The organism is Bradyrhizobium elkanii USDA 76, assembly GCF_023278185.1.
GTDB lineage: Bacteria > Pseudomonadota > Alphaproteobacteria > Rhizobiales > Xanthobacteraceae > Bradyrhizobium > Bradyrhizobium elkanii.
Genome location: NZ_CP066356.1, coordinates 2914396 through 2934169, shown reverse-complemented (window position 1 = coordinate 2934169; position 19774 = coordinate 2914396). Strand labels below are relative to the sequence as shown.

The 19774-nt window shown below is 64.5% G+C and carries 19 protein-coding genes and 1 other RNA gene; 9 read left to right on the top strand and 11 right to left on the bottom strand.

Annotated elements, in window-relative coordinates; all coding sequences use genetic code 11:
• Positions 1-7 precede the first annotated feature (7 nt).
• Positions 8-457: a cell division protein FtsL gene (gene ftsL, locus JEY66_RS13980; RefSeq protein WP_038379031.1), complete on the bottom strand. Its 450-nt coding sequence runs from the start codon at positions 455-457 to the stop codon at positions 8-10.
• A gap of 2 nt (positions 458-459) precedes the next feature.
• On the bottom strand, positions 460-1455 hold the full coding sequence (rsmH, locus tag JEY66_RS13975; RefSeq protein ID WP_018273020.1) for a 16S rRNA (cytosine(1402)-N(4))-methyltransferase RsmH: 996 nt from the start codon (positions 1453-1455) through the stop codon (positions 460-462).
• Positions 1456-2034: 579 nt separating this feature from the next.
• Here rsmH and JEY66_RS13970 point away from each other — a divergent pair.
• On the top strand, positions 2035-2901 hold the full coding sequence (locus tag JEY66_RS13970) for an N-acetylmuramoyl-L-alanine amidase (RefSeq protein ID WP_026193138.1): 867 nt from the start codon (positions 2035-2037) through the stop codon (positions 2899-2901).
• Between the two features lie 120 nt (positions 2902-3021).
• Positions 3022-3249, top strand: coding sequence for a hypothetical protein (locus JEY66_RS13965; protein WP_016840052.1), 228 nt, complete (start codon positions 3022-3024; stop codon positions 3247-3249).
• Positions 3250-3329: 80 nt separating this feature from the next.
• Here JEY66_RS13965 and JEY66_RS13960 read toward each other — a convergent pair whose 3' ends face one another.
• On the bottom strand, positions 3330-4565 hold the full coding sequence (locus JEY66_RS13960) for an RNA polymerase sigma factor (RefSeq protein ID WP_026193139.1): 1236 nt from the start codon (positions 4563-4565) through the stop codon (positions 3330-3332).
• 69 nt (positions 4566-4634) lie between these two features.
• A complete protein-coding gene (locus JEY66_RS13955; protein ID WP_016840051.1) occupies positions 4635-4994 on the bottom strand; it encodes a YciI family protein in 360 nt (119 codons plus the stop codon).
• A 231-nt stretch (positions 4995-5225) separates the two neighbouring features.
• Between JEY66_RS13955 and JEY66_RS13950 the strand changes: the two genes are divergently transcribed.
• Together JEY66_RS13950 and JEY66_RS13945 are read left to right on the top strand one after the other, a co-directional pair.
• The gene (locus JEY66_RS13950) at positions 5226-5381 is read left to right on the top strand and encodes a hypothetical protein (RefSeq protein ID WP_157183471.1); all 156 of its coding nucleotides are present in this window, start codon (positions 5226-5228) and stop codon (positions 5379-5381) included.
• Positions 5382-5388: 7 nt separating this feature from the next.
• A complete protein-coding gene (locus JEY66_RS13945) occupies positions 5389-5589 on the top strand; it encodes a hypothetical protein (protein ID WP_016840049.1) in 201 nt (66 codons plus the stop codon).
• Positions 5590-5609: 20 nt separating this feature from the next.
• Here the strand turns inward: JEY66_RS13945 and JEY66_RS13940 are convergent, their stop codons facing one another.
• On the bottom strand, positions 5610-6044 hold the full coding sequence (locus JEY66_RS13940; RefSeq protein ID WP_018273022.1) for a PAS sensor domain-containing protein: 435 nt from the start codon (positions 6042-6044) through the stop codon (positions 5610-5612).
• 104 nt (positions 6045-6148) lie between these two features.
• The gene (locus JEY66_RS13935) at positions 6149-7048 is read right to left on the bottom strand and encodes a LysR family transcriptional regulator (protein ID WP_016840047.1); all 900 of its coding nucleotides are present in this window, start codon (positions 7046-7048) and stop codon (positions 6149-6151) included.
• A gap of 144 nt (positions 7049-7192) precedes the next feature.
• Between JEY66_RS13935 and rnpB the strand changes: the two genes are divergently transcribed.
• Positions 7193-7607, top strand: an RNA gene (gene rnpB / locus JEY66_RS13930) — RNase P RNA component class A.
• A gap of 173 nt (positions 7608-7780) precedes the next feature.
• Here rnpB and JEY66_RS13925 read toward each other — a convergent pair.
• Both JEY66_RS13925 and JEY66_RS13920 read right to left on the bottom strand, forming a co-directional pair.
• Positions 7781-9232 carry a GntP family permease gene (locus JEY66_RS13925; RefSeq protein WP_018273023.1) on the bottom strand — a complete coding sequence of 484 codons (1452 nt, stop codon included), beginning with the start codon at positions 9230-9232 and terminating at the stop codon, positions 7781-7783.
• Between the two features lie 4 nt (positions 9233-9236).
• Positions 9237-10256 (bottom strand): patatin-like phospholipase family protein, encoded by a 1020-nt coding sequence (locus JEY66_RS13920; protein ID WP_026193140.1) that lies wholly within the window; start codon positions 10254-10256, stop codon positions 9237-9239.
• 228 nt (positions 10257-10484) lie between these two features.
• On the opposite strand from JEY66_RS13920, the gene JEY66_RS13915 reads away from it, so the two are divergent.
• The 3 genes from JEY66_RS13915 (at position 10485) to JEY66_RS13905 (ending at position 14129) form a co-directional block, all read left to right on the top strand.
• Entirely contained in the window at positions 10485-10664 is a 180-nt protein-coding gene (locus JEY66_RS13915; protein ID WP_018273024.1) for a hypothetical protein, read from the top strand.
• Positions 10665-10835: 171 nt separating this feature from the next.
• The gene (locus JEY66_RS13910; protein WP_016840043.1) at positions 10836-11363 is read left to right on the top strand and encodes a hypothetical protein; all 528 of its coding nucleotides are present in this window, start codon (positions 10836-10838) and stop codon (positions 11361-11363) included.
• 258 nt (positions 11364-11621) lie between these two features.
• Positions 11622-14129 carry an arylsulfatase gene (locus tag JEY66_RS13905; RefSeq protein WP_050994022.1) on the top strand — a complete coding sequence of 836 codons (2508 nt, stop codon included), beginning with the start codon at positions 11622-11624 and terminating at the stop codon, positions 14127-14129.
• Positions 14130-14223: 94 nt separating this feature from the next.
• On the opposite strand, the gene JEY66_RS13900 is transcribed toward JEY66_RS13905, so the two are convergent.
• The gene (locus JEY66_RS13900; RefSeq protein WP_016840041.1) at positions 14224-14940 is read right to left on the bottom strand and encodes an alpha/beta fold hydrolase; all 717 of its coding nucleotides are present in this window, start codon (positions 14938-14940) and stop codon (positions 14224-14226) included.
• Positions 14941-15045: 105 nt separating this feature from the next.
• Between JEY66_RS13900 and JEY66_RS13895 the strand changes: the two genes are divergently transcribed.
• Positions 15046-15789 carry a sulfite exporter TauE/SafE family protein gene (locus JEY66_RS13895; protein WP_018273026.1) on the top strand — a complete coding sequence of 248 codons (744 nt, stop codon included), beginning with the start codon at positions 15046-15048 and terminating at the stop codon, positions 15787-15789.
• Between the two features lie 51 nt (positions 15790-15840).
• Here JEY66_RS13895 and JEY66_RS13890 read toward each other — a convergent pair whose 3' ends face one another.
• Both JEY66_RS13890 and JEY66_RS13885 read right to left on the bottom strand, forming a co-directional pair.
• Entirely contained in the window at positions 15841-17640 is a 1800-nt protein-coding gene (locus JEY66_RS13890) for an ABC transporter ATP-binding protein (protein WP_026193142.1), read from the bottom strand.
• A gap of 504 nt (positions 17641-18144) precedes the next feature.
• On the bottom strand, positions 18145-19734 hold the full coding sequence (locus tag JEY66_RS13885; RefSeq protein ID WP_026193143.1) for a DHA2 family efflux MFS transporter permease subunit: 1590 nt from the start codon (positions 19732-19734) through the stop codon (positions 18145-18147).
• Positions 19735-19774 lie beyond the last annotated feature (40 nt).

Below are 19774 nucleotides of genomic sequence, written 5' to 3'. Positions count from 1 at the left end.
GGTCCCGTCATTGCTGGTCTCCCCCGCCCTGCCCGGAGTCATCGAGCGCAGGCTGGTCGGCGGCCGGCTGGTCGGTCGCCGCCTTGTCGATCGATCCGGTCGTGCTGTCGGGCGCCGCCGCGGCCTCGATGGTGTCGATCATCGCGCCGATCGGATCGCGCGAACCGGGCCGCGTGAAGCTCGGCGGCCGCTCCGGCAGGTTCTTCAGGGAATCGTACTGGTTGGCGTTGATCGGCTTCAGCGGCAGATGGCGCTCGGCAAGCCCCTGCAACCGGAGCGGCGCGTCGAGCTTGGCCCATTCGGCGCGCAGCCCGGCGATCGCGTTGCGCTGCTCGCGGATCTCGGCATTGAGCTGCAGCACGCGTTCGACGCGCGCGGTCGATTCCATCTTGATGCGGTAGACATAGGACGCCGCGAAGATCAGCATGCCGATGACGAGGAGATGGAGAAGGCGCATCGTCACCCTCCCCGCTTCAGGTCGGACAGGCGCGGCCATGACGGCAGGTCGTCGTCGGCGTGCACCGGCGCCGCGGTGCGTTCGGCGGCACGCAGCTTGGCCGATCGCGCGCGCGGATTGGCGGCAAGCTCGGCCTCATCAGGCGTCACCGGACGCTTGGTCAGGATCTGAAAGCTCGGCGCCGAGTGCGCTACCTCGGGCAAATGCCGCGAGCCGGCGGAGACCTTGCCGCGCAGGCTGAGGAAATTCTTGACGATGCGGTCTTCCAGCGAATGGAACGAAACCACGACCAGCCGGCCGCCCGGCTTCAGCACGCGCTCGGCGGCTGCGAGCGCCAGATAGAGCTCATCGAGCTCTTCATTGACGAAGATGCGCAGCGCCTGAAAGGTCCGCGTCGCCGGATGGATCTCGTTCGGCTTGGCGCGCACGACTTTCGCGACGATATCGGCAAGCGCGTCGGTCGTGGTGATCGGCGCGTCCTTGCGCGCGGCGACGATGGCGCGGGCAACGCCGCGCGAATGGCGCTCCTCGCCGAAGACATAGATGATGTCGGCGAGTTGTTTCTCGGAAGCCGCCGCGACCACATCGGCCGCGGTCGGGCCGCTCTGGGCCATCCGCATGTCGAGCGGACCGCCGAGGCGGAACGAGAAGCCGCGCTCGGCCTGGTCGAGCTGCATCGAGGAGACGCCGACATCCATTACGACGCCGTCGACCGCACCCACCCCCTGCGACGCGCAGACCTCGGCGAGATTGGAGAAGCGATCCTCGACCAGCGTCAGCCGACCGCCCGCGCCGTCGACCAGATCGAAGCCGCCGGTTATCGCGGTGCGGTCGCGGTCGATGCCGATCACGCGGGTCTCGGCGACATCGAGGATCGCCCGGCTGTAGCCGCCGGCACCGAAGGTCGCGTCGACATAGATGCCGCCGGCGCGCGGATCGAGATACGCGACCGCCTCGCGTCCCAGCACCGAAATGTGACGCGGCGCACGCTCGCTCATGCGCGGCCCCCGGGCGGGGCCGCGTAACTGGCATACAAGCTGGGTGCGCGCCGACTCATTGCGCCTCGAATCCTCGCGCCCAGAGCCTTCTTCGTTCCGATTGGATCGGAACGGAGCTCCGGATTCCTGTCTTGACGCGCTTTCTTCACGCGAACCGGTATCCACTTCGCTCGAAAACGCGTGAAAAAGCCGCTGCGTGACGCCAGCGCCAACTCCCGTCCTCGGCCGCAAATCCTGATATCCGACCGGAATTGGGAGGGTTTCCATGGGATTTCGCGCAAACAGCGGGGCTCAGCGTCCTTTGGCCGTCCCCCGAAACCGGTTCGGCACTTCACCTCTCAGTAACGGCACTTAACGTTAAGAAAACGTTGATGATCGGTTAGCGGAACCGCGCGCCTTTGAGCCGCATTCGAGTGATACCCTTAAGACTCACTCCAGGCATAATGACGCGGCGCATCGTGCGGATCGCGGAACCGGCAGCGGTCATTGCGCGGCCCGCACGGTAAAGGAATAGTAAACGCCTATTTGTTTATCCATATGTCAAAATGCTTTCTCCTGGTTCGGGTTTGAGTGATTCGTATGGCTTCAAGTTCGTCTTCGTCCGGCAACGCTGATCCGAAGCGTCAGCGCGCCCTCCCTGTTCCAAAGGGGGTGGCGGACGCGAAGACGTTCACGCCGGATTCCTCGATCGCCTCCGACGTGATCCCGTCGGCGAACTTCGGCGATCGCGCCAATGGCCGGCAACCCGACATGATCGTGCTGCACTACACCGGCATGCCCGACGTCGAAGGTGCGATCACCCAGCTCTGCACGGCCGGCACCGAGGTCTCGGCGCACTACATCGTGCTCGAGGACGGCCGCATCGTGCAGTGCGTGCCGGAGAGCAAGCGCGCCTGGCACGCCGGCGTATCGGCGTGGGCCGGCGATGACGACATCAACTCCTGCTCGATCGGCGTCGAGATCGTCAATCGCGGTCACGATTGGGGCTATCCGGACTTTCCACTGCGCCAGATCGCGGCCGTCATCGCGCTGTGCCGCGGCATCATGCTTCGCCGCAAGATCGTCTCGCATCGCGTGCTCGGCCATTCCGACGTGGCGCCGGCGCGCAAGAAGGATCCCGGCGAGAAATTCCCATGGCACTCGCTGGCCAATTCCGGCGTCGGGCACTGGGTGCAGCCGGCGCCGATCGTGCGCGGCGACGCGCTGCAGCTCGGTGCGATCAGCGACAGCGTCTCCAACATGCAGGCCGCGTTCCGGCGCTACGGCTACAACATCCCGACCAACGGCAAGTTCGACGGCCCGACCATGGAGGTCGTCACCGCCTTCCAGCGCCACTTCCGCCCGGAGCGCATCGACGGGATCGCCGACCGCTCCACCATGGCGACGCTGCATGCGCTGCTCGAGAGCCTGCCGCCGGATGCGGCGACGGCGGTCGCGTCGAGCTAGGCTCGCCTCCGTCGGTCACTGCGAGGAGCCGTGCATTTTCCGGCCAAGTGTGCATGCACGTTGGAACTTTTCGGCATATGCGGTCTTTGTAGCTGGGGCGGTCCGAGTGGAGATTCGTCCATGTTCAAAGCACTGATCGCAGGAGCTGCCGCCGTCGGCCTCATTGTCGCTCCGGCAGCCGCTGGCGCTATGTCGACCCAAAGCAAGACGATGTCGTCGACCCATCACAAGACCCAGAAGGTCCATCACGCGCAGAAGAAGATGGCACCCGGCACGACGACCGGCATGTCGAAGGGGACGACGACCGGGCAATCGAGCACCGGCGCCAAGGCAAAGACAGGGTACTGAGCACGCTCAACGCCGCACGGCGCGCTAACCATCGTGGATGAATCGCGCGCCGCCACTGGCCACGCACGAGACGGGGTGCGTCACCCCATCTCGGCGATCCGCCGCGCATAGAGCCGCCGCAGCGGTTCGAGTTGCGTGGCTGCCGTCGCGGCGAGATAGGCCTGCCGCGCTTCGTCCTTGCGGCCGAGGCGGCGCAGCAAATCGGCGCGGACCGCGGGCAGCTGGTCATATCCCTTCAATGTGCCGCGCGCGTCCAGCGCGTCGATCAGGTCGAGCGCGCGCGCCGGGCCGTCGACCATCGACACCGCGGCGGCATGATTGAGTTCGATCACCGGCGACGGGCTGATGCGCAGCAGCACCTCATAGAGACCGGCGATCTGCGGCCAGTCGGTGTCCTTGTAACTCGGCGCCCGCGCGTGCAGCGCGGCGATCGCGGCCTGCACGGCGTAGGACTGCGGCCGGCCCGGCATCCGCAGAGCCTCCTCGACCAGTTCGAGGCCTTCGGCGATCTGCCGGAAATCCCACAGCGAACGGTCCTGCTCCTCGAGCAGCACGATATCGCCGCCGGCGGTCTGGCGGCCGGCGCGGCGCGCATCATGCAGCAGCATCAGCGCCAGCAGCCCCTTGATCTCGCCGCGTGCCGGGATCAGCGCATCGATCAGCCGCGCCAGCCGGATCGCCTCGCGCGCAAGATCGGGCCGCATCAGATCCTCGCCGGCGGTCGCCGCATAACCTTCGGTGAAGACGAGGTAGATCACCGCGAGCACGCCGGTGAGGCGCGGCTCCAGCGCCTCACGCTCCGGCACCTCATAGGGAATGCCGGCGAGTTTTATCTTTTGCTTGGCGCGCAAGAGGCGCTGCGCCATGGCGTCCTCGCTCACCAGGAAGGCGCGCGCGACCTCGACAGTCGTCAGCCCGCACACCGTGCGCAAGGTCAGCGCGACCTGGACCTCGGCGGCAAACGACGGATGGCAGCAGGTGAAGATCAGCCGCAGCATGTCGTCGTCGAGCGTTGCGTCGGCCGGCTCGGGCGAGGACTCCGCATCGAGCAGGATTTGATGCGTCAGCTCCTGCTGCTTGCCGCGAAACGTCGCCGCGCGGCGGACGCGGTCGATCGCCTTGTTGCGGCCGACATTGACCAGCCAGGCACGCGGATTGGAGGGGAATTCGCCGATCGGCCAGCGCTGCAGCGCCACCGCAAAAGCATCCTGAAGCGCATCCTCGGCCAGGTCGAAATCGCCGACGAGACGGATCAACGTTGCGAGCGCCCGGCCCGCCTCGTCGCGAAACACTTTTTCGATCTGGCTCGGGGTCATGACGATCGATCGTTGCTCAGCGGCCGCGCCAGGCGACGCGGCCGCTACATCCATCTGGCGATGATGCCGCTATCGCGGGTTGTCGTAGATCATCACCGGCCTGACTTCGATCGAGCCGGTCTTGGCGCCGGGAATCCGCGCCGCGAGGCCGAGCGCCGTGTCGAGATCCTTGGCATCGACGAGATAGTAGCCGCCGAGCTGTTCGCGGGTTTCCGCAAACGGCCCGTCGGTCGTCAGCGTCTTGCCGTCGCGCACCCGCACGGTGGTCGCGGTCGACACCGGCTGCAGCCCGTCTCCCGCCTTGAAGTGTCCGCTCTGGATGATGGACTGGGTGTAGACCGCATATTCCGCCGACAGGGCCTTGCGGTCGTCGGCATTCATACGGCCATACTCCGCGTCGCTTCGGTAGATCAGCAACAGATATTGCATCTTATGGACTCCTCTTGATCGGCTGGATCGCCGACCCCCAGTCGAACGGGCGACACGCAGGACGACATCGTCAGGATAAATTATTTTGGCCGCCCGGCGTGAATGCCTCGCCTGCCCGGCGGGGGTCGCGGGCTTATATCGGATTGCCCGATAGTAACCGCCATTATTATTCGTTTGTTAAATTCATGGCAGCGCGTAGCCTTGGGTGGCGATAACCTGGAGGGCTTCGCAATGACACCACTGCCGCAAACAGGACCGCGCCTTTCCCGGTTGCTGCTGTCGATGCTGTACCGGATCCTGCGCAGCCGGATCGTGGCGAAGCCGCGCCACCACGCCAGTCAGGTCGCCTCCACCATCGCCGCGGGCGGCAATCCGCTCGGCGTGTGAGCAGGCAATGCAACGGGGCACCACGCGCCTGAAGGCGCTGCGTCAGCTGATCGCCGACGAAGGGCTGACCATCGCGATCCTTGCGACGGTCGCCGCAGCGACGGTGGTCGCATTTGGTTTCGGTGCGGAAGCCGACATCGTCGCCTCGCTGCTGATCATCGGCCTCGTGACCGCGCTGGCGGAAACCCGCATGCGATCGGGAAAGTAGCGGTCATCCCACCGCCGGCGTCATGACGATGTCCCGGCCTGCTGCGCGGCGCGGCGCCGCAACTCCTTGAGCTCCTCGAAACGCCTGGTCACGTCGCGCATCACGGCGACGGTGCCGGCGACCTTGTGCGCCGCATCGTGCAGCATCGCGATGGTGAATTCGACGGAGATGCGCGTGCCGTGCCTGGTCAGCGCCGGCACCGACAGCAGATCGCCCTGACCGTAGCGGCTCGTCCCGGTCGCCATCGTGTGCCGGAAGCCGGCCCAGTGACGCGCGCGCAGATTCTCCGGAATGATCAAATCGAGCGATTGTCCGATCGCCTCCTCGGCGCTGAAACCGAACAACCTGACCGCGCCGGGATTCCACAAGGTGATGCGGCCTTCGGCATCGGTCGCAACGATCGCGTCGGAGGCGCCCTTGAGCAACGCGTCTCCCACTTCTGCCGCAATATCCATCGTTTGACCTCCCGCTGACGCCATCCTGCTGTGAACGCGGATGTCTGCGCTGACAAGCGAAGAAAGCCGATGGAACTGATCGGTGATGCCGATAGCAATCGCGGTCAGCGTCGCCGCCGCGTGGCGGGCCTCGGCCGCGGGAGGTCCGCGCTCGTATTCACATGCGACGCGGCGAGCCGATGCATGGTCTCGACCGCGCGCGCCAGATGATCGTCCTGGCTGTCAGCCGGATAGGCGACATAGGCCGGCATCGCAAAGCCAGGTGCGCCGGCGACGGCGTGCAGCCGCCGCGCCTTCAGGAGCGGCTCCACGATACGGCGCGCAAAGAATCCGGAGCCGCCATTCTCCAAGAGATGCTGCAATCCGAGCCAGCCGATGTTCACCGTCAGCGCGGGGCCGGCGAAATTCGGAAACAGCGTGGCGTGGCGCGCGTAGAATTCGGGTCCCCAATCGACATAGACATAGCCCGGCCCCGGCTCCGGCGCGCTCTTCGGATCGGTCGACACCAGGATGAGCTGCTCCTCGAACAGCTGCTCGACCTTGAGGCCGGGGCGGCTCTGCGGCGTGTACATCACGCCGATATCGATGCGTCCCTCGACCAGCCCCTGCATCAGCTCGGGCTCGAGCGCGCTCTCGGCGCGGATCGAGATGTCGGGATGCGCGCGCGTCATCAGCGGCAGCCAGCGCAGCAGATACTCTTCCCAAAGGCCGATGCGGCCGCCGACCACCAGCGTCGCGGAAAATCCCTTGGGGATTCCGACGTCATGGCGCGCCTGCTCGACGGTGCGGACCAGCACCGAGGCGTGGCGCTGAAACTGCCGGCCCGCCGGCGTCAGCGTGGTGCCGGCCTTGTTGCGCACGAACAGCACGCAGCCGAGCTGCTGCTCGAGCGTGTGGATGCGGGTGCTGACGGTCGACTGGCTGACATGGAGCCGCTCCGCCGCGGTGATGAAGTTGCCGGCGCTCACCACCGTCAGGAACGTCCGGGCCAGTTCGGTATCCATGGCGCCTCGAGCTTTGGATCGATCAAATCGATATCAAAGGCCTCTCCTCCGCGAATGTCAAAATCGAGAGCCAGCGGGCGCCAGGCCAAGGTTAACCATCGCAATCGCTTGACGCGGGCGGCCAAAGCCCGCATGCGTACGCCGTCAGTCGGCCGGACGGCCGCTCCCGCAAGCGCCGAAAGGCCGCGGGGGAGGAAAGTCCGGGCTCCATCGACATGCGGTGCCGGATAACATCCGGCGGGGGCGACCCCAGGGAAAGTGCCACAGAGAACGAACCGCTCCCTCCTCGGAGGAAGTAAGGGTGAAAAGGTGCGGTAAGAGCGCACCGCGTTTCCGGCAACGGAGACGGCATGGCAAACCACACCGGGAGCAAAACCGAATAGGGACGGCAACGCGGTTAGTTCGCGCTTGCGCGATAACACCGCAGGGCGATGTCAGGCCCGCTGTCCGGGTAGGTTGCCCGAGGCAAGGTGCGAACCTTGTCCCAGAGGAATGGCCGTCGCGCATCATTCGCAAGAATGGTGCCCTACAGAACCCGGCTTACAGGCCGGCTGATATTCTAAAGCGTTTTCGAGCGAAGTGGAGTTCCGGTTCACATCAAGAAAACGCGTCTTGCTTAGATGGACCATGAGGGGCTCGGCGCAACACGCCGGGCCCCTCGCCATTTTCAGGTGACCGTCATTCCAGCCAGGCTCGCCTTGCGGCCAGCAGAGCAGACCCATCACCCTTGCGTCAGAACGACCCGAAAGCGGTGCCGATCGCAATCACCGCTACGAGCGCGATAACTGAACTCGCAATGCCGACCATGACAATGTCGAGATAGCTTTCGCGATGCTTGAGCCCACAGATCGCAAGCAGGCTGACGACCGCGCCGTTGTGAGGCAAAATGTCCAGTGTTCCCGAGCCGATCACCGCGACGCGATGCAAGAGGCCGGGGTCGATACCCGCCTCCGCGGCAAGGTGCATATAAGTCTGGCCCAACGCATCGAGCGCGATCGTCAAGCCGCCGGAAGCCGACCCCGTCAGCGCGGCAAGGATGTTCGTCGCGACCGCGAGCGACACCAATGGGCCGCCCTCAATTTGTAATACCCAGTCCCGCACCACGCCGAAAGCGGGAAGCGAGGCGATAACGGCGCCAAATCCGACAAGGCTTGCGACGCTCAGCGCCGGCAGGACCGACGCGTTGGCACCCGCATCCATGGTTCGTCGGAGTGCGGGCAGCCGCGTCCAGTTGCAGAGGATGACCGTCACGATCGCTCCCGCCAACGCCACGACAACCGACCAGACACCGGCCACGGCAGCCAGCGATGTATTGCCCCACCGCTGTTCGGCCAGGAACGAGAAATCAAGCCGAGGCAGCACAACCAGCGACATCACCAGATTGACGGCGACGACGACGATCAGGGGAAGGATGGCGTTGAAAATCGGGACGGCGGCGCTGCTGTGATGTCCGTGGCGGAGCTCCGCCGGGTCGAATTCTCGCGCCGTCGTAGCCCGCTCGCGCAACAGCTCATCGTCGGCGGCATCCGCCGGAACCGGCGGCTCGTCGCCATAACCCTCTTTTGCCCGATGCGCTGCCTTCTCCGCGCGAAGAAGCCACCACAGCCCGACGCCCAGCATGATGATCGATGCGACAACGCCGAGGCCCGGTGCGGCAAAGGGGGTCGTGCCGAAGAAAGGCATCGGTATCGCATTCTGTATCGACGGCGTGCCCGGCAGCGCCGACATGGTGAAGGTCGAAGTCCCGAGAATGACTGCCGCCGGTACCAGACGACGTGGAATCCCCGCGCTGCGAAACAGCGACTGCGCCATCGGAACGATGACAAAGAAGGCGACGAACAGGCTGACGCCGCCGTAGGTGACCAGCGCGCCTGCGAGCACGACCGCGAGGATGATCCGGCGTTCGCCCAGGCACCGGGAGATGAAGCCCGCGACCGCAGCGACCGCGCCGCTGTCGTCCATGAGCTTTCCGAACACGGCGCCGAGCAGAAAAATAGGAAAGAACTGCGCGAGAAACTCCGACGCACTACCCATGAAGGTCTGCGTCCAGTTGGCAAGCAGTGGCTCGCCACCGAAGGCTGCGGCCACCAGCGCACAGAGCGGCGCGAGCAGCAGCACGCTCCAGCCGCGGAAGGCGAGACAGACCAGCAGTCCAAGCCCGACGAGAATGCCGAGAAGACCCATCGTCTCAGCACTCCGCCAGCAGAATATCGAGATCTGCCGTCGAACGCTCACCGAGATCGGCGCCATGCGCGTCGAGGAATTCGCCGGCGGCTCGCCGCCCCTCCTCGTGCAGCTTGGCCACGAACGCCCATTCGGCATTAAGCTTGGATGACGAACCGAACGTCGCAAGCATGTCGCTCTTGATCCGGTGCGTCTTCATCTGCGCCCAGCGGGCGCCCTCCCCGGTACCGGGGTCGGCGACCTGGCGAAGCAACGCGATCATCCGCAGCTCCTTTGCCAGCGGCGAGTTGAATGAGATCTCGTTAAGCCGGTTGAGAATGTCAGCGGCCGTGCGCGGCTGCTCTGGACGCTCGGTCGGGTTGATCTGGACGACGACGGTGTCGCGCGCGTCGGTCTCGCGAACGAGCGGCGTAATCGTGGGATTACCGGCATAGCCGCCGTCCCAATAGGGCTCGCCATCGATCTCGATCGCGCGAAACATCGTTGGCAGGCAAGCCGACGCAAGCAGGACATCCGCGGTAATCTCCGCGTTGCGAAAAATCCGTCCGCGGCCGGTACGCACGCGTGTCGCGGTGATGAAGAGCTTGATCGGCGCGCGTGCAAGACGCTCGAAATCGATGCTGTCGTTCAATATGTCGCGGAGCGGATTGAAGCCAAGGGGATTGAGGTCGTAGGGTGAAAGCATCCGCGACATCAAATCGGTGAAGAGATAGGCCGGGGAGCTGTCAAGCGACCAGCGTCCCATCAGGCGGTCGAGCGGCGACCGTTGCAACGGACTGAATGCGGCGGCGCGCGAGACGCTTCGCCAATATTTTTCAAGCGCTTCGCGTGCGCCGGCAGCGCCGCCCGCGGTCCAACCATCCGCCAGCACGGCTGCGTTCATCGCTCCGGCCGATGTCCCGGATATGCCCGCAATCTGAAACCATGGCTCTTCGAGAAGCCGATCCAGGACACCCCACGTGAACGCACCGTGCGATCCCCCACCTTGAAGCGCCAAGTCTACGAGCACGGGGCTGCGGTTCATGAATCCATGCTCACCAGCACGCGAGACATGAATTATGTCGCAGTTTAACCGAACATGCGAGACAAAATTGCGGTCGCAGCCCAGTTCCGATGGCGAACTTCGAACGAAATTGTCTCAACTCGGAGCGAAGCCAACCGATCGCTTCAGTGCAGCCGCAGGCTCGCATTTCTTGGAAGGCGACATGCATGGGTGGCGGGCGTAGAGTATGTCCCTCGCGGAGGAGCACAAATGGACCTTCAGAAGATCATGGCGAAGGCAAGGGACATCGCCAGGAGCAGCGGCACGATCACAACCGAGCAACTGAACGGGATGTGTCCCAACAGTATGGAGCCTGAAGATATCGCGGCTCTCTTTGCGGCTCTGCGGACTGAGGGGATTCGTCTCAAGGACGACGAAGCAGAAAAGTAGCAGCCACTGTGCTTTGACGCCATAGCAAGGCAATCGATCGCTGCGATCGAAGCGCTGGCCGAGTTTGCATAGTGGCGGATTAGCCATCCGGCGGCATTGCAGCTATGATCCGCCAGAGCCGGACGTGTCCTTCTGCCCCGAGATTCAAGAAGATCAAAAGGAGGAATAGGAATGTCGGTCGCCTGCAAGTTCGAACGCAGCATCCTCAGCCATGAAGAATATGAGGCGATCCGCCTGACGCATCATCCCGCCATCTACAGCGTCGAGGTGGCTGAGCTCGAGGCCATGCGACCCCGCTTGCGCAAGATGCGCGACAAGGAGCGAACGGTCGGCCGCCAAAAGCAACGAGAGAGCCGCGGAAAGGCCGAGGCTCGCGGCACGAGCTTTCCGGGAACCGCCAAGCATGCTTCGGAGCGTAAGCAGGTGTTCGCGGCAGCGCTGAAACGGGTCAACACGGAGCTCCGGCGTCAGCACAATTTGGCAGCCCGGACGGCACATGTCGAAGCGGCTCGAAAGGCCCTCGCACTGCACCGGGCCGCGAACTTCACGACGCGTCCCCCGGCTGGAGCCACCGCGAGCGAAGGCATGGCGTCGAAGCCGAGCGAACGCCGACGAAAGATCGTTGCAGGCGCGAAGATCGGACGCGTATCGCAGGCGACAAAGGTCGCTCAGGCCGTGCGCGACGCGCGCGGTGCATGACCCGGGCAACAACCGCGTCTGATTGATTTCGACGCGGCGTCGGCATCGGCGGGATGCGCCAGCTGTCGCGGTTGCGCGCGGCCTCCCGCATGCTGAAACGGACGCGCGGCGCGGCATTTCGCCGGCATTGGTCAATGCCGCTGACCTGGCCGGGATCAGCCCAATCTCCACCCGCGCTTTCCCGGGCTTGACTTAGATCAATGTTGCAACGGCGTAATAAGTGACGCTGCCCATATTTTTTGAATTGGGAGCGTCACCATGCATTGCCCGAAAGCTGTGTCGGCTCTTACCCTTGGATTGCTCATCTCCACTTCGGCGCTAGCCCAGCAAAACACCGCTGCACCCGGCTCGCCCAGCGCCACGGCAGCGATCGACGGAAGGCAGCTTCCGCCACCCGATCCCAAGTTCGGCGGCGTTATCAAGGACGGCGCCCTGCAATCGAAGCCCTGGTGGCCGCCGCGTGTCGCCCCGCCCAAGGACGCACCGAACGTGCTCCTGATCATCACCGACGACGCCGGCTTCGGCGTGCCGAGCACCTTTGGCGGCGTCATCCCGACGCCGACGATGGACCGCATCGCCAATGAGGGCCTGCGCTACAACCGCGTCTTCTCCACCGCACTTTGCTCGCCGACCCGCGCGGCGCTGATCACCGGACGCAATCACCATTCCGCCGGCTTCGGCGTGATCTCGGAGCAGTCGACCGGCTTCCCCGGTTACAACAGCATCATTGGCAAGGACAAGGCGACGATCGGACGGATCCTGCTCGACAATGGCTACGGCACGTCCTGGTTCGGCAAGGACCACAACACGCCGGTCTACACGGCGAGCCAGGTCGGCCCGTTCGACCAGTGGCCGATCGGCATGGGCTTCGAGTATTTCTACGGCTTCGTCGGAGGCGACGCCAACCAGTGGGAGCCCAATCTCTTCCGCAACACGACGCAGATCTATCCGTTCCAGGGCAAGCCCCCGGGCACCTGGAACCTCGTCACCGCGATGGCGGACGACGCCATCGATTGGATGACACGGATGCACCAGACCGATCCGTCGAAGCCGCTCTTCATCAAATATGCGCCGGGCGCGACGCATGCGCCGCATCACCCGACCAAGGATTGGGTGGACAAGATCAGCGCGATGCACCTGTTCGACGACGGCTACGAGAAGGTGCGCGAGCGCATCCTGGAGAACCAGAAGCGGCTCGGCGTGGTTCCGAAGGACACCAAGCTGGCACCATGGCCCAAGGAAATGCTGAAGCCGTGGGACCAGCTTAGCGCCGATGAGAAGAAACTCTTCATCCGCCAGGTCGAGGTCTTTGCCGCCTACGCCGCTTACAGCGACCACGAGATTGGCCGCGTGATCCAGCAATTCCAGGACCTCGGCAGGCTCGACAACACGCTCGTCATCTACATCAACGGCGACAACGGCACCAGCGCGGAAGGCGGACCGCTCGGCACGCCAAACGAAGTTGCGTTCTTCAACGGCTTGAATGAACTCCCGGTCGATGTACAGATGAAGTTCTACGACGTCTGGGGCACCGAACAGACCTACAACCACATGTCGGCCGGCTGGTCATGGGCATTTGATACCCCGTTCGACTGGTTCAAGCAGAACGCTTCCAGGCTCGGCGGCATCAACCAGAACATGGTGGTGTCATGGCCGGCACGCATCAAGGACAAGGGAGCCTTGCGCGAGCAGTTCGTGCATGTGATCGACGTCGTGCCGACGATCCTCGAGGCCGCCAGTATCCGACCGCCGGAAATGGTGGACGGCATCAAGCAGGCGCCAATCGAAGGCACGAGCTTTGCCTACACCTTCGACAAGGCGAACGCCAAGATCGCGTCCCGCCACAAGACCCAGTACTTCGAGATGATGGGCCAGTGGGCGCTCTATGACGACGGTTGGATGCTGTCCACCAAGGTCAACCGTGCGCCGTGGGAGGCGTTCGGTCCGGCGAACCCGGATCCGCTCAACAACCAGGTCTTCCAGCTCTACAACCTGAACAAGGACTTCAGCCAGACCGACGACATCGCGGCGCAGAACCCGCAAAAGGTAAAGGAGATGCGGCAGAAGTTCGTTGCGGAAGCCAAGAAGTACCAGGTCTTCCCGCTCGATGCTTCCGTCGCGGCCCGCATCGTGGCACCGCGCCCGAACATCACCGCCGGTCGCAAGGAATTCGTGTACACGCGGCCGATGACGGGATTGCCGCAGGGTGACTCGCCCCTGCTGCTCAACGCCTCCTACACGATCACCGCCGACATCGACGTGCCGCAAGGCGGCGCCGAGGGCATGATCCTGACCTCCGGAGGCCGCTTCGCCGGCTATGGCTTCTACCTGCTGCAGGGCAAGCCTGTGTTCCTATGGAACATGGTCGACCTCGAACGCATCAAATGGGAAGGTCCGGATGCACTGTCGCCAGGCCGACATACGGTCGAGTTTGATTTCAAATACGAAGGCATCGGTGCTGGCACGCTGCAGTACAACAACTTCAGCGGCCTGGCACAGCCCGGCACCGGCACGCTGAAGGTAGACGGCAAGGAAGTCGCCACGAAGCGAATGCAGAAGACCCTGCCGATGATCCTGCAGTGGGATGAGAGCTTCGACGTCGGCTCCGACACGCTCACGGGCGTGAACGATGCAGACTACAAGCCCCCATTCCCGTTGACGGCCAAGCTCAACAAACTCACGATCGAGGTCGACCGGCCGCAACTCACGCCCGCGGACATCAAAAAACTGCAGGCGGCGATGCAGGAAAAGGCCAGCGCCGACTGATCTCACAGCATGCGTGCGGGCCGCGCCACCCGGCGGAGAGCCCGCACCTGCGGTCCATCGCGCGGCGGCGTTTTCAAGAGCAATGCGCCGCCGACTAGGCGGCAATCTCCATGAGCATCGCCATCAGCGCCTCCGGCGCGGTGACGTTCGGCGAATGGCTGGCGTCGATCTCGAAATAACGCCAGCCGGCTTCGTTCTTGATGCGGTTGGCGAACTGGCGGAACGTGTCGGCCTGCGTGGCGCGGGTGGCGTAGATGTAGCTGCGTGGCAGGCTCGTCTCGCCGTGCTTCAACCTCAATTTCTGCTCGAAGCATTTGATCGGCATGTCGACGCGCCGCGCGGTCAGCCATTCGACGTCGGCGGCGGACGTGTCCGGCGGCACCGGCATCGGCGGAATACGCCAGCCGTCGCCATCGCTCGCGAACTCACGCATGGTCTCGATGGCCGATTCGTTGAGATCGAACAGCGACTGGCCGTCGCGCGGCACGAAGGCGTCGATATAGATCATCTGCGCGATGCGCTCGCGCACCCGGTCGGCGACGCCGGTCGCGACCATGCCGCCATAGGAGTGCCCGATCAGCACGATGTCGTGCAGGTCCTCGTAACTGATGACGCTGAGCACATCCTGGATATGCGCTTCGAGGTCGAGCCCTTGATGCGCAAGGTGCGCGCGCTCACCGAGCCCGGTGTAGCTCGGCGTGACCAGCCGATGCCCGGCGGCCTGCATTAGGGAATGCATCTTCTTCCATGCCCAGCCTGCCGACCAGGCGCCGTGACAGACCAGAAAGGTTTTTTGCGAATTCGCAGTCATGGGATGCTTCCGTTCCGATTATCGTTGATGAGCCGCGATTTTGAAGTGTACCCACAGCTTGCGTCGTGTAAACGTCCCGGCAACGATCATAAGAACGAGATGAGGATGACTCCGGCAAGCTATGCGATCCTGTTCTTCGGCGCGCTTGCCGGCGGTTTCGTCTCCGGCCTTGCCGGCTTCGGCACCGCGCTGATGGCGCTCGGCATCTGGCTCTATGTGCTGCCGCCGACGCTCGCGGTGCCGCTGGTGCTGGTCTGCTCGGTCATCGCGCAACTCTCGACGCTGCCGTCGATCTGGAAGAGCATCGATTTCCGTCTGGTCTGGCCGTTCGTCATCGCAGGCCTCGCGGGCGTGCCGATCGGCATCCTGCTGATCGCGCGGGCCGATCCTGAAGTCTTCAAGCTGACCATCGGCGTCTTCCTGCTGGTGTTCCCGACCGCGTTGTTCCTGCAGCGCAAGCCGATGTCGATCGCCTTCGGCGGCAAATGGGCCGACGGCGCGATCGGATTTGCCGGCGGCATCCTCGGCGGCCTCGCCGGACTGTCCGGCCCGCTGCCGATCCTGTGGGCCAGCGTGCGCGGCTGGGGCAAGCAGCAGCGCCGCGGCGTGTTCCAGATCTTCAACTTCACGATCCTGGCGGCCGCGCTTTGCGTGCAGATCGCCAGCGGCCTCGTGAAGCCCGAGCTCATCTGGCTGGTGGCGTGCGCGTTTCCGGGGACGCTGCTCGGCGCCTGGCTCGGCGCGCGGCTCTATCACGCGCTCAGCGACCGCAATTTCTCCGACGTCGTGCTGCTGCTGCTGTTCCTGTCCGGCGTCGCGCTGGTGTGGAACGGACTGGCGCCGAAATAATGCATTCGCGCGTGGCTGAAGGACAAATGTCCATCAGCCACGCGCTTTCGCTCACTCAGCCGCGGCCTGACCGAACTCGGTCGCCTGGCGCTCGAACAGGCCGCGATAGATGCCGCCGGGACGCGCGGCCAGCACCTCATGCGTGCCCTGCTCGACGATCTCGCCGCGGTCGAACACCAGGATGCGATCCATGCTGCGCACCGTGGAGAGACGGTGCGCGATCACGATCGAGGTGCGGCCCTTCATCAGCCGTTCCATCGCCTGCTGGATCAGCGCCTCGGATTCCGAATCGAGGCTCGAGGTCGCCTCGTCCAGGATCAGTATCGGCGCATCCGCCAGGAAGGCGCGCGCCAGCGCCACGCGCTGCCGCTCGCCGCCCGACAACTTGACGCCGCGCTCGCCCACCAGCGTGCCGTAGCCCTTCGGCAGCCGCATGATGAAGTCGTGCGCATTGGCAAGCCGCGCCGCCTGCTCGATCGCCTCCATGCCGGCGCCCGGCCGGCCATAGGCGATGTTCTCCGCCAGCGTGCGGTGGAACAGGATCGGCTCCTGCTGCACGATCGCGATCTGGCTGCGCAGCGATTGCTGCGTCGCCTTGGCGATGTCCTGACCGTCGATCAGGATCCGGCCAGCGGAGACGTCGTAGAGCCGCTGCACCAGCTTGACGAAGGTCGTCTTGCCGGAGCCGGAGCGCCCGACCAGGCCGACCCGCTCGCCGGCGTCGATGTCGACCGAAAGCCCGTCATAGAGCGGCCGGCGATGGCCGCCATAGTGGAACGTGACGTCGTCGAACACGATTCGGCCGCCCTGGATGTCGATCGTCCCGGCGTCATCCGCATCGACGATGCCGAGCGGCTCGCCATGGATCTGCACCAGTTCCTCCATGTCGTTGACCGAACGCTGCAGATTGTTGATGTGCATGCCGACATCCCGCAAGTACGCGTGGATGATGTAGTAGCTGGTCAGCACATAGGTGACGTCGCCCGGCGTGGCGCGGCCCTGCGCCCACAGCAGGATCGCACCGCCGATCACCGAGGCGCGGAAGCACAGCAGCACCACGAGCTGCGCCGTCGAGGTGTGGTTGTAGCGGAACCAGGTCCGCCGCACCCGCCGGCGCCAGCGGCTGATGACGCCATCGAGCCTGATGTCCTCGCGCGTCTCCGCGCCGAACGACTTCACCACCGCGTTGCAGGTCAAGGCGTCGGCCAGCGTGCCGCCGACCTTGGTGTCCCACGCATTGGAGACCCGCGCGGCCGGCGCGACGTAGCGCACCTGGAACACCATGGTCATCGCGACATAGATCACCGAGCCGACCGCGATCACCGCGCCGAGCTGCGGCCAATGCACGCCGAGCAGGATCATCGAGCCGACCAGCACCACGACCGACGGCAGCAGCGCCATCAGGATGGTGTCGTTCAGCAAATCGAGCGCCCACATGCCGCGCGTGATCTTGCGCACGGTGGAGCCGGCGAACGAATTGGCGTGCCAGTCGGTCGAGAAGCGCTGCACCCGCATGAAGGCCTGCTGCCCGACATCGGACATCGTCTTCAGCGTGAATGGCACGATGGTCTGGATGCCGACCAGCCGCAGCACCAGCGACAGCGCGCCGAGGCCGACGATGGCGCCGAACGCCAGCATCGCCGCATGGCGCGCGGCCGCATCAGTGGCGCCCGCGGTCAGCGCGTCGACCAGATGGCCGGAAAACACCGGCATGAACAGGTCGGCCGCGGTTGCGCCGAGAAATCCCGCCGTCACCGCGGAGGCACGGAGCGGCTGTTCCAGCCAATGGCGGAAGACAAAGGGAAGCACGATCCGGATCGCGGCCGGCCGCTTGGTCGTCAGAGAGGTCATGGCACATTCCGGCCGCGCCTTTGCAGCGCGAGCCGGCTCCATCTGAGGCGACGTGCGGGCGGAATCCGACCGCGAGCGCCGCTGGAAATTGTCGATAGATTGTTGGGAAGTTTTGCTGATCGGGGATCAGGCCCGATCAGCGCCGGGAGCTAACGCGTAAAAGCGTCCAGCACCGTCGAACGCGGGCGCGCGATCTGCGAAATAGGCGACTTCATGCGCATCTCCCCGGTTCGAGTAAGGAAGCGCTGCTTATAAATGCATCACGCGCGATTGGCAAGGTAACATCGGCGTGAGTGCGTCAATGTGTCGACGATATCAGCTATTCACGCGACCGGGCGCAGCCCGCGGCCGATGCGATGCACTCAACCCGGCGACATCGGCACACTTTCGTAGCCCGGATGAGCGAAGCGATATCCGGGGCCGCGTCACGTTCGGTGATGAACTGCTGAGATCGGTCCCGCATGTCGCTTCGCTCATGCGGGCTACGAAAACAGATGACACCACCTAATGCGCGTCGCCGCCGCTCGCGGTCATCGACGGCGGCTTGTTGACGAACAGCACCAGAAGGCTGAGCGCGACATAGAACAGCGACAGCATGAAGAAGGCGTCGCCATAGCCCATCACCGCGGCCTGGCGGTGCACGATCTGCGAGAGCTGCTTCATCGCCATGACGGCGGAATCGCCCATGCCCTGCATGCGCTGGGCGAACATGTTGAGGGTCTCGACCGCGGTGGTGTTGCCCCAGGTCACGCGGTCATGCAGCCGCGAGATGTGCAGGTCGGTGCGGTCGTTGAGCACCTCGTTGATGACGGCGAGCCCGACCGCGCCGCCGAGATTGCGCATCAAATTGAACAGGCCGGAGGCGTTCTTGACGCGATCCTGCGGCAATGTGGCGAGCGCGATGTTGTTGGTCGGCACCATCGCGCACATCATGCCGATGCCGCGCAGGATCTGCGGCAGCAGCAGCTCGTAGAAATCATAGTCGCGGGTGATCCAGGTCATCTGCCAGGAGCCGAGCGCGAAGGTCACGAGGCCGAAGGCGATGATGTAGCGCAAATCGACCTTCTGCATCAGCCGTCCGACCACGGGCGCCATGAAGAACATGGTGACGCCGGAGACGAACATGGTCTCGCCGATCATCAGCGCGCTGTAGCCGCGGATCTCGGCGAGATAGCGCGGATAGACATAAGTCAAGCCATAGAGCCCGATGCCGATGCAGAACTGCAGCACGCAGCCGACCGCGAAGTTGCGGTTGGAGAAGGCGTAGAGATCGACGATCGGCTCCTCCGCGGTCAAGACGCGCCAGAAGAACGCGACCGCCGAGACGAAGCCGACCGCGGCGCAGATCGCGACCGAAGTGTCCTGCAGCCACTCATACTGCGGACCCTCCTCCAGCACATATTCGAGCGAGCCGAGGAAGCCGCCCATGAAGATCAGGCCCCACCAGTCGAAGCGCTCGAGCAGCGCGAAATTCGGCTGATCGAAATCGACCAGCGCCAGCACGCCTGCCGTGATGATGACGCCGGGCACGATGTTGATGAAGAACAGCCAGTGCCACGACATCAGGTCGGTGATGTAGCCGCCGACGGTTGGGCCAACGGTCGGCGCCAGCGTCGCGACGAGGCCGATGATCGGCGCCACGATGTGGAATTTGGTGCGCGGGAAGATCGTGTAGGCCGAGGCGAACACCGTCGGGATCATGCCGGCGCCGAGAAAGCCCTGCAGCGCGCGCCACAGGATCATCTGCTCGATCGAGGAGGCGAAGCCGCAGAGCAGGCTCGAGGCGGTGAAGCCGAACGCCGAGATCGCAAACAACAGCCTTGTGCCGAGCGCGCGCGACAGGAATCCGGACAAGGGAATCGCGATCACTTCGGCGATCAGATAGGCGGTCTGCACCCACGACACTTCGGTCGAAGAGGCCGACAGGCCGGCCTGGATCTCGGACAGCGAGGCCGAGACGATCTGGATGTCCAGGATCGACATGAACATGCCGAACACCATGATGATGAAGGCAACCAGCCGCTTCGGCTGGATGCGCTCGGACTCCGGGGCGCCGGTCATCATTGAGGGCGAAGCAGTGGTCGTATCAGCCATGGGCTATGAGCTCGCTGCTTCCTAACACCTCTCCCCGTTG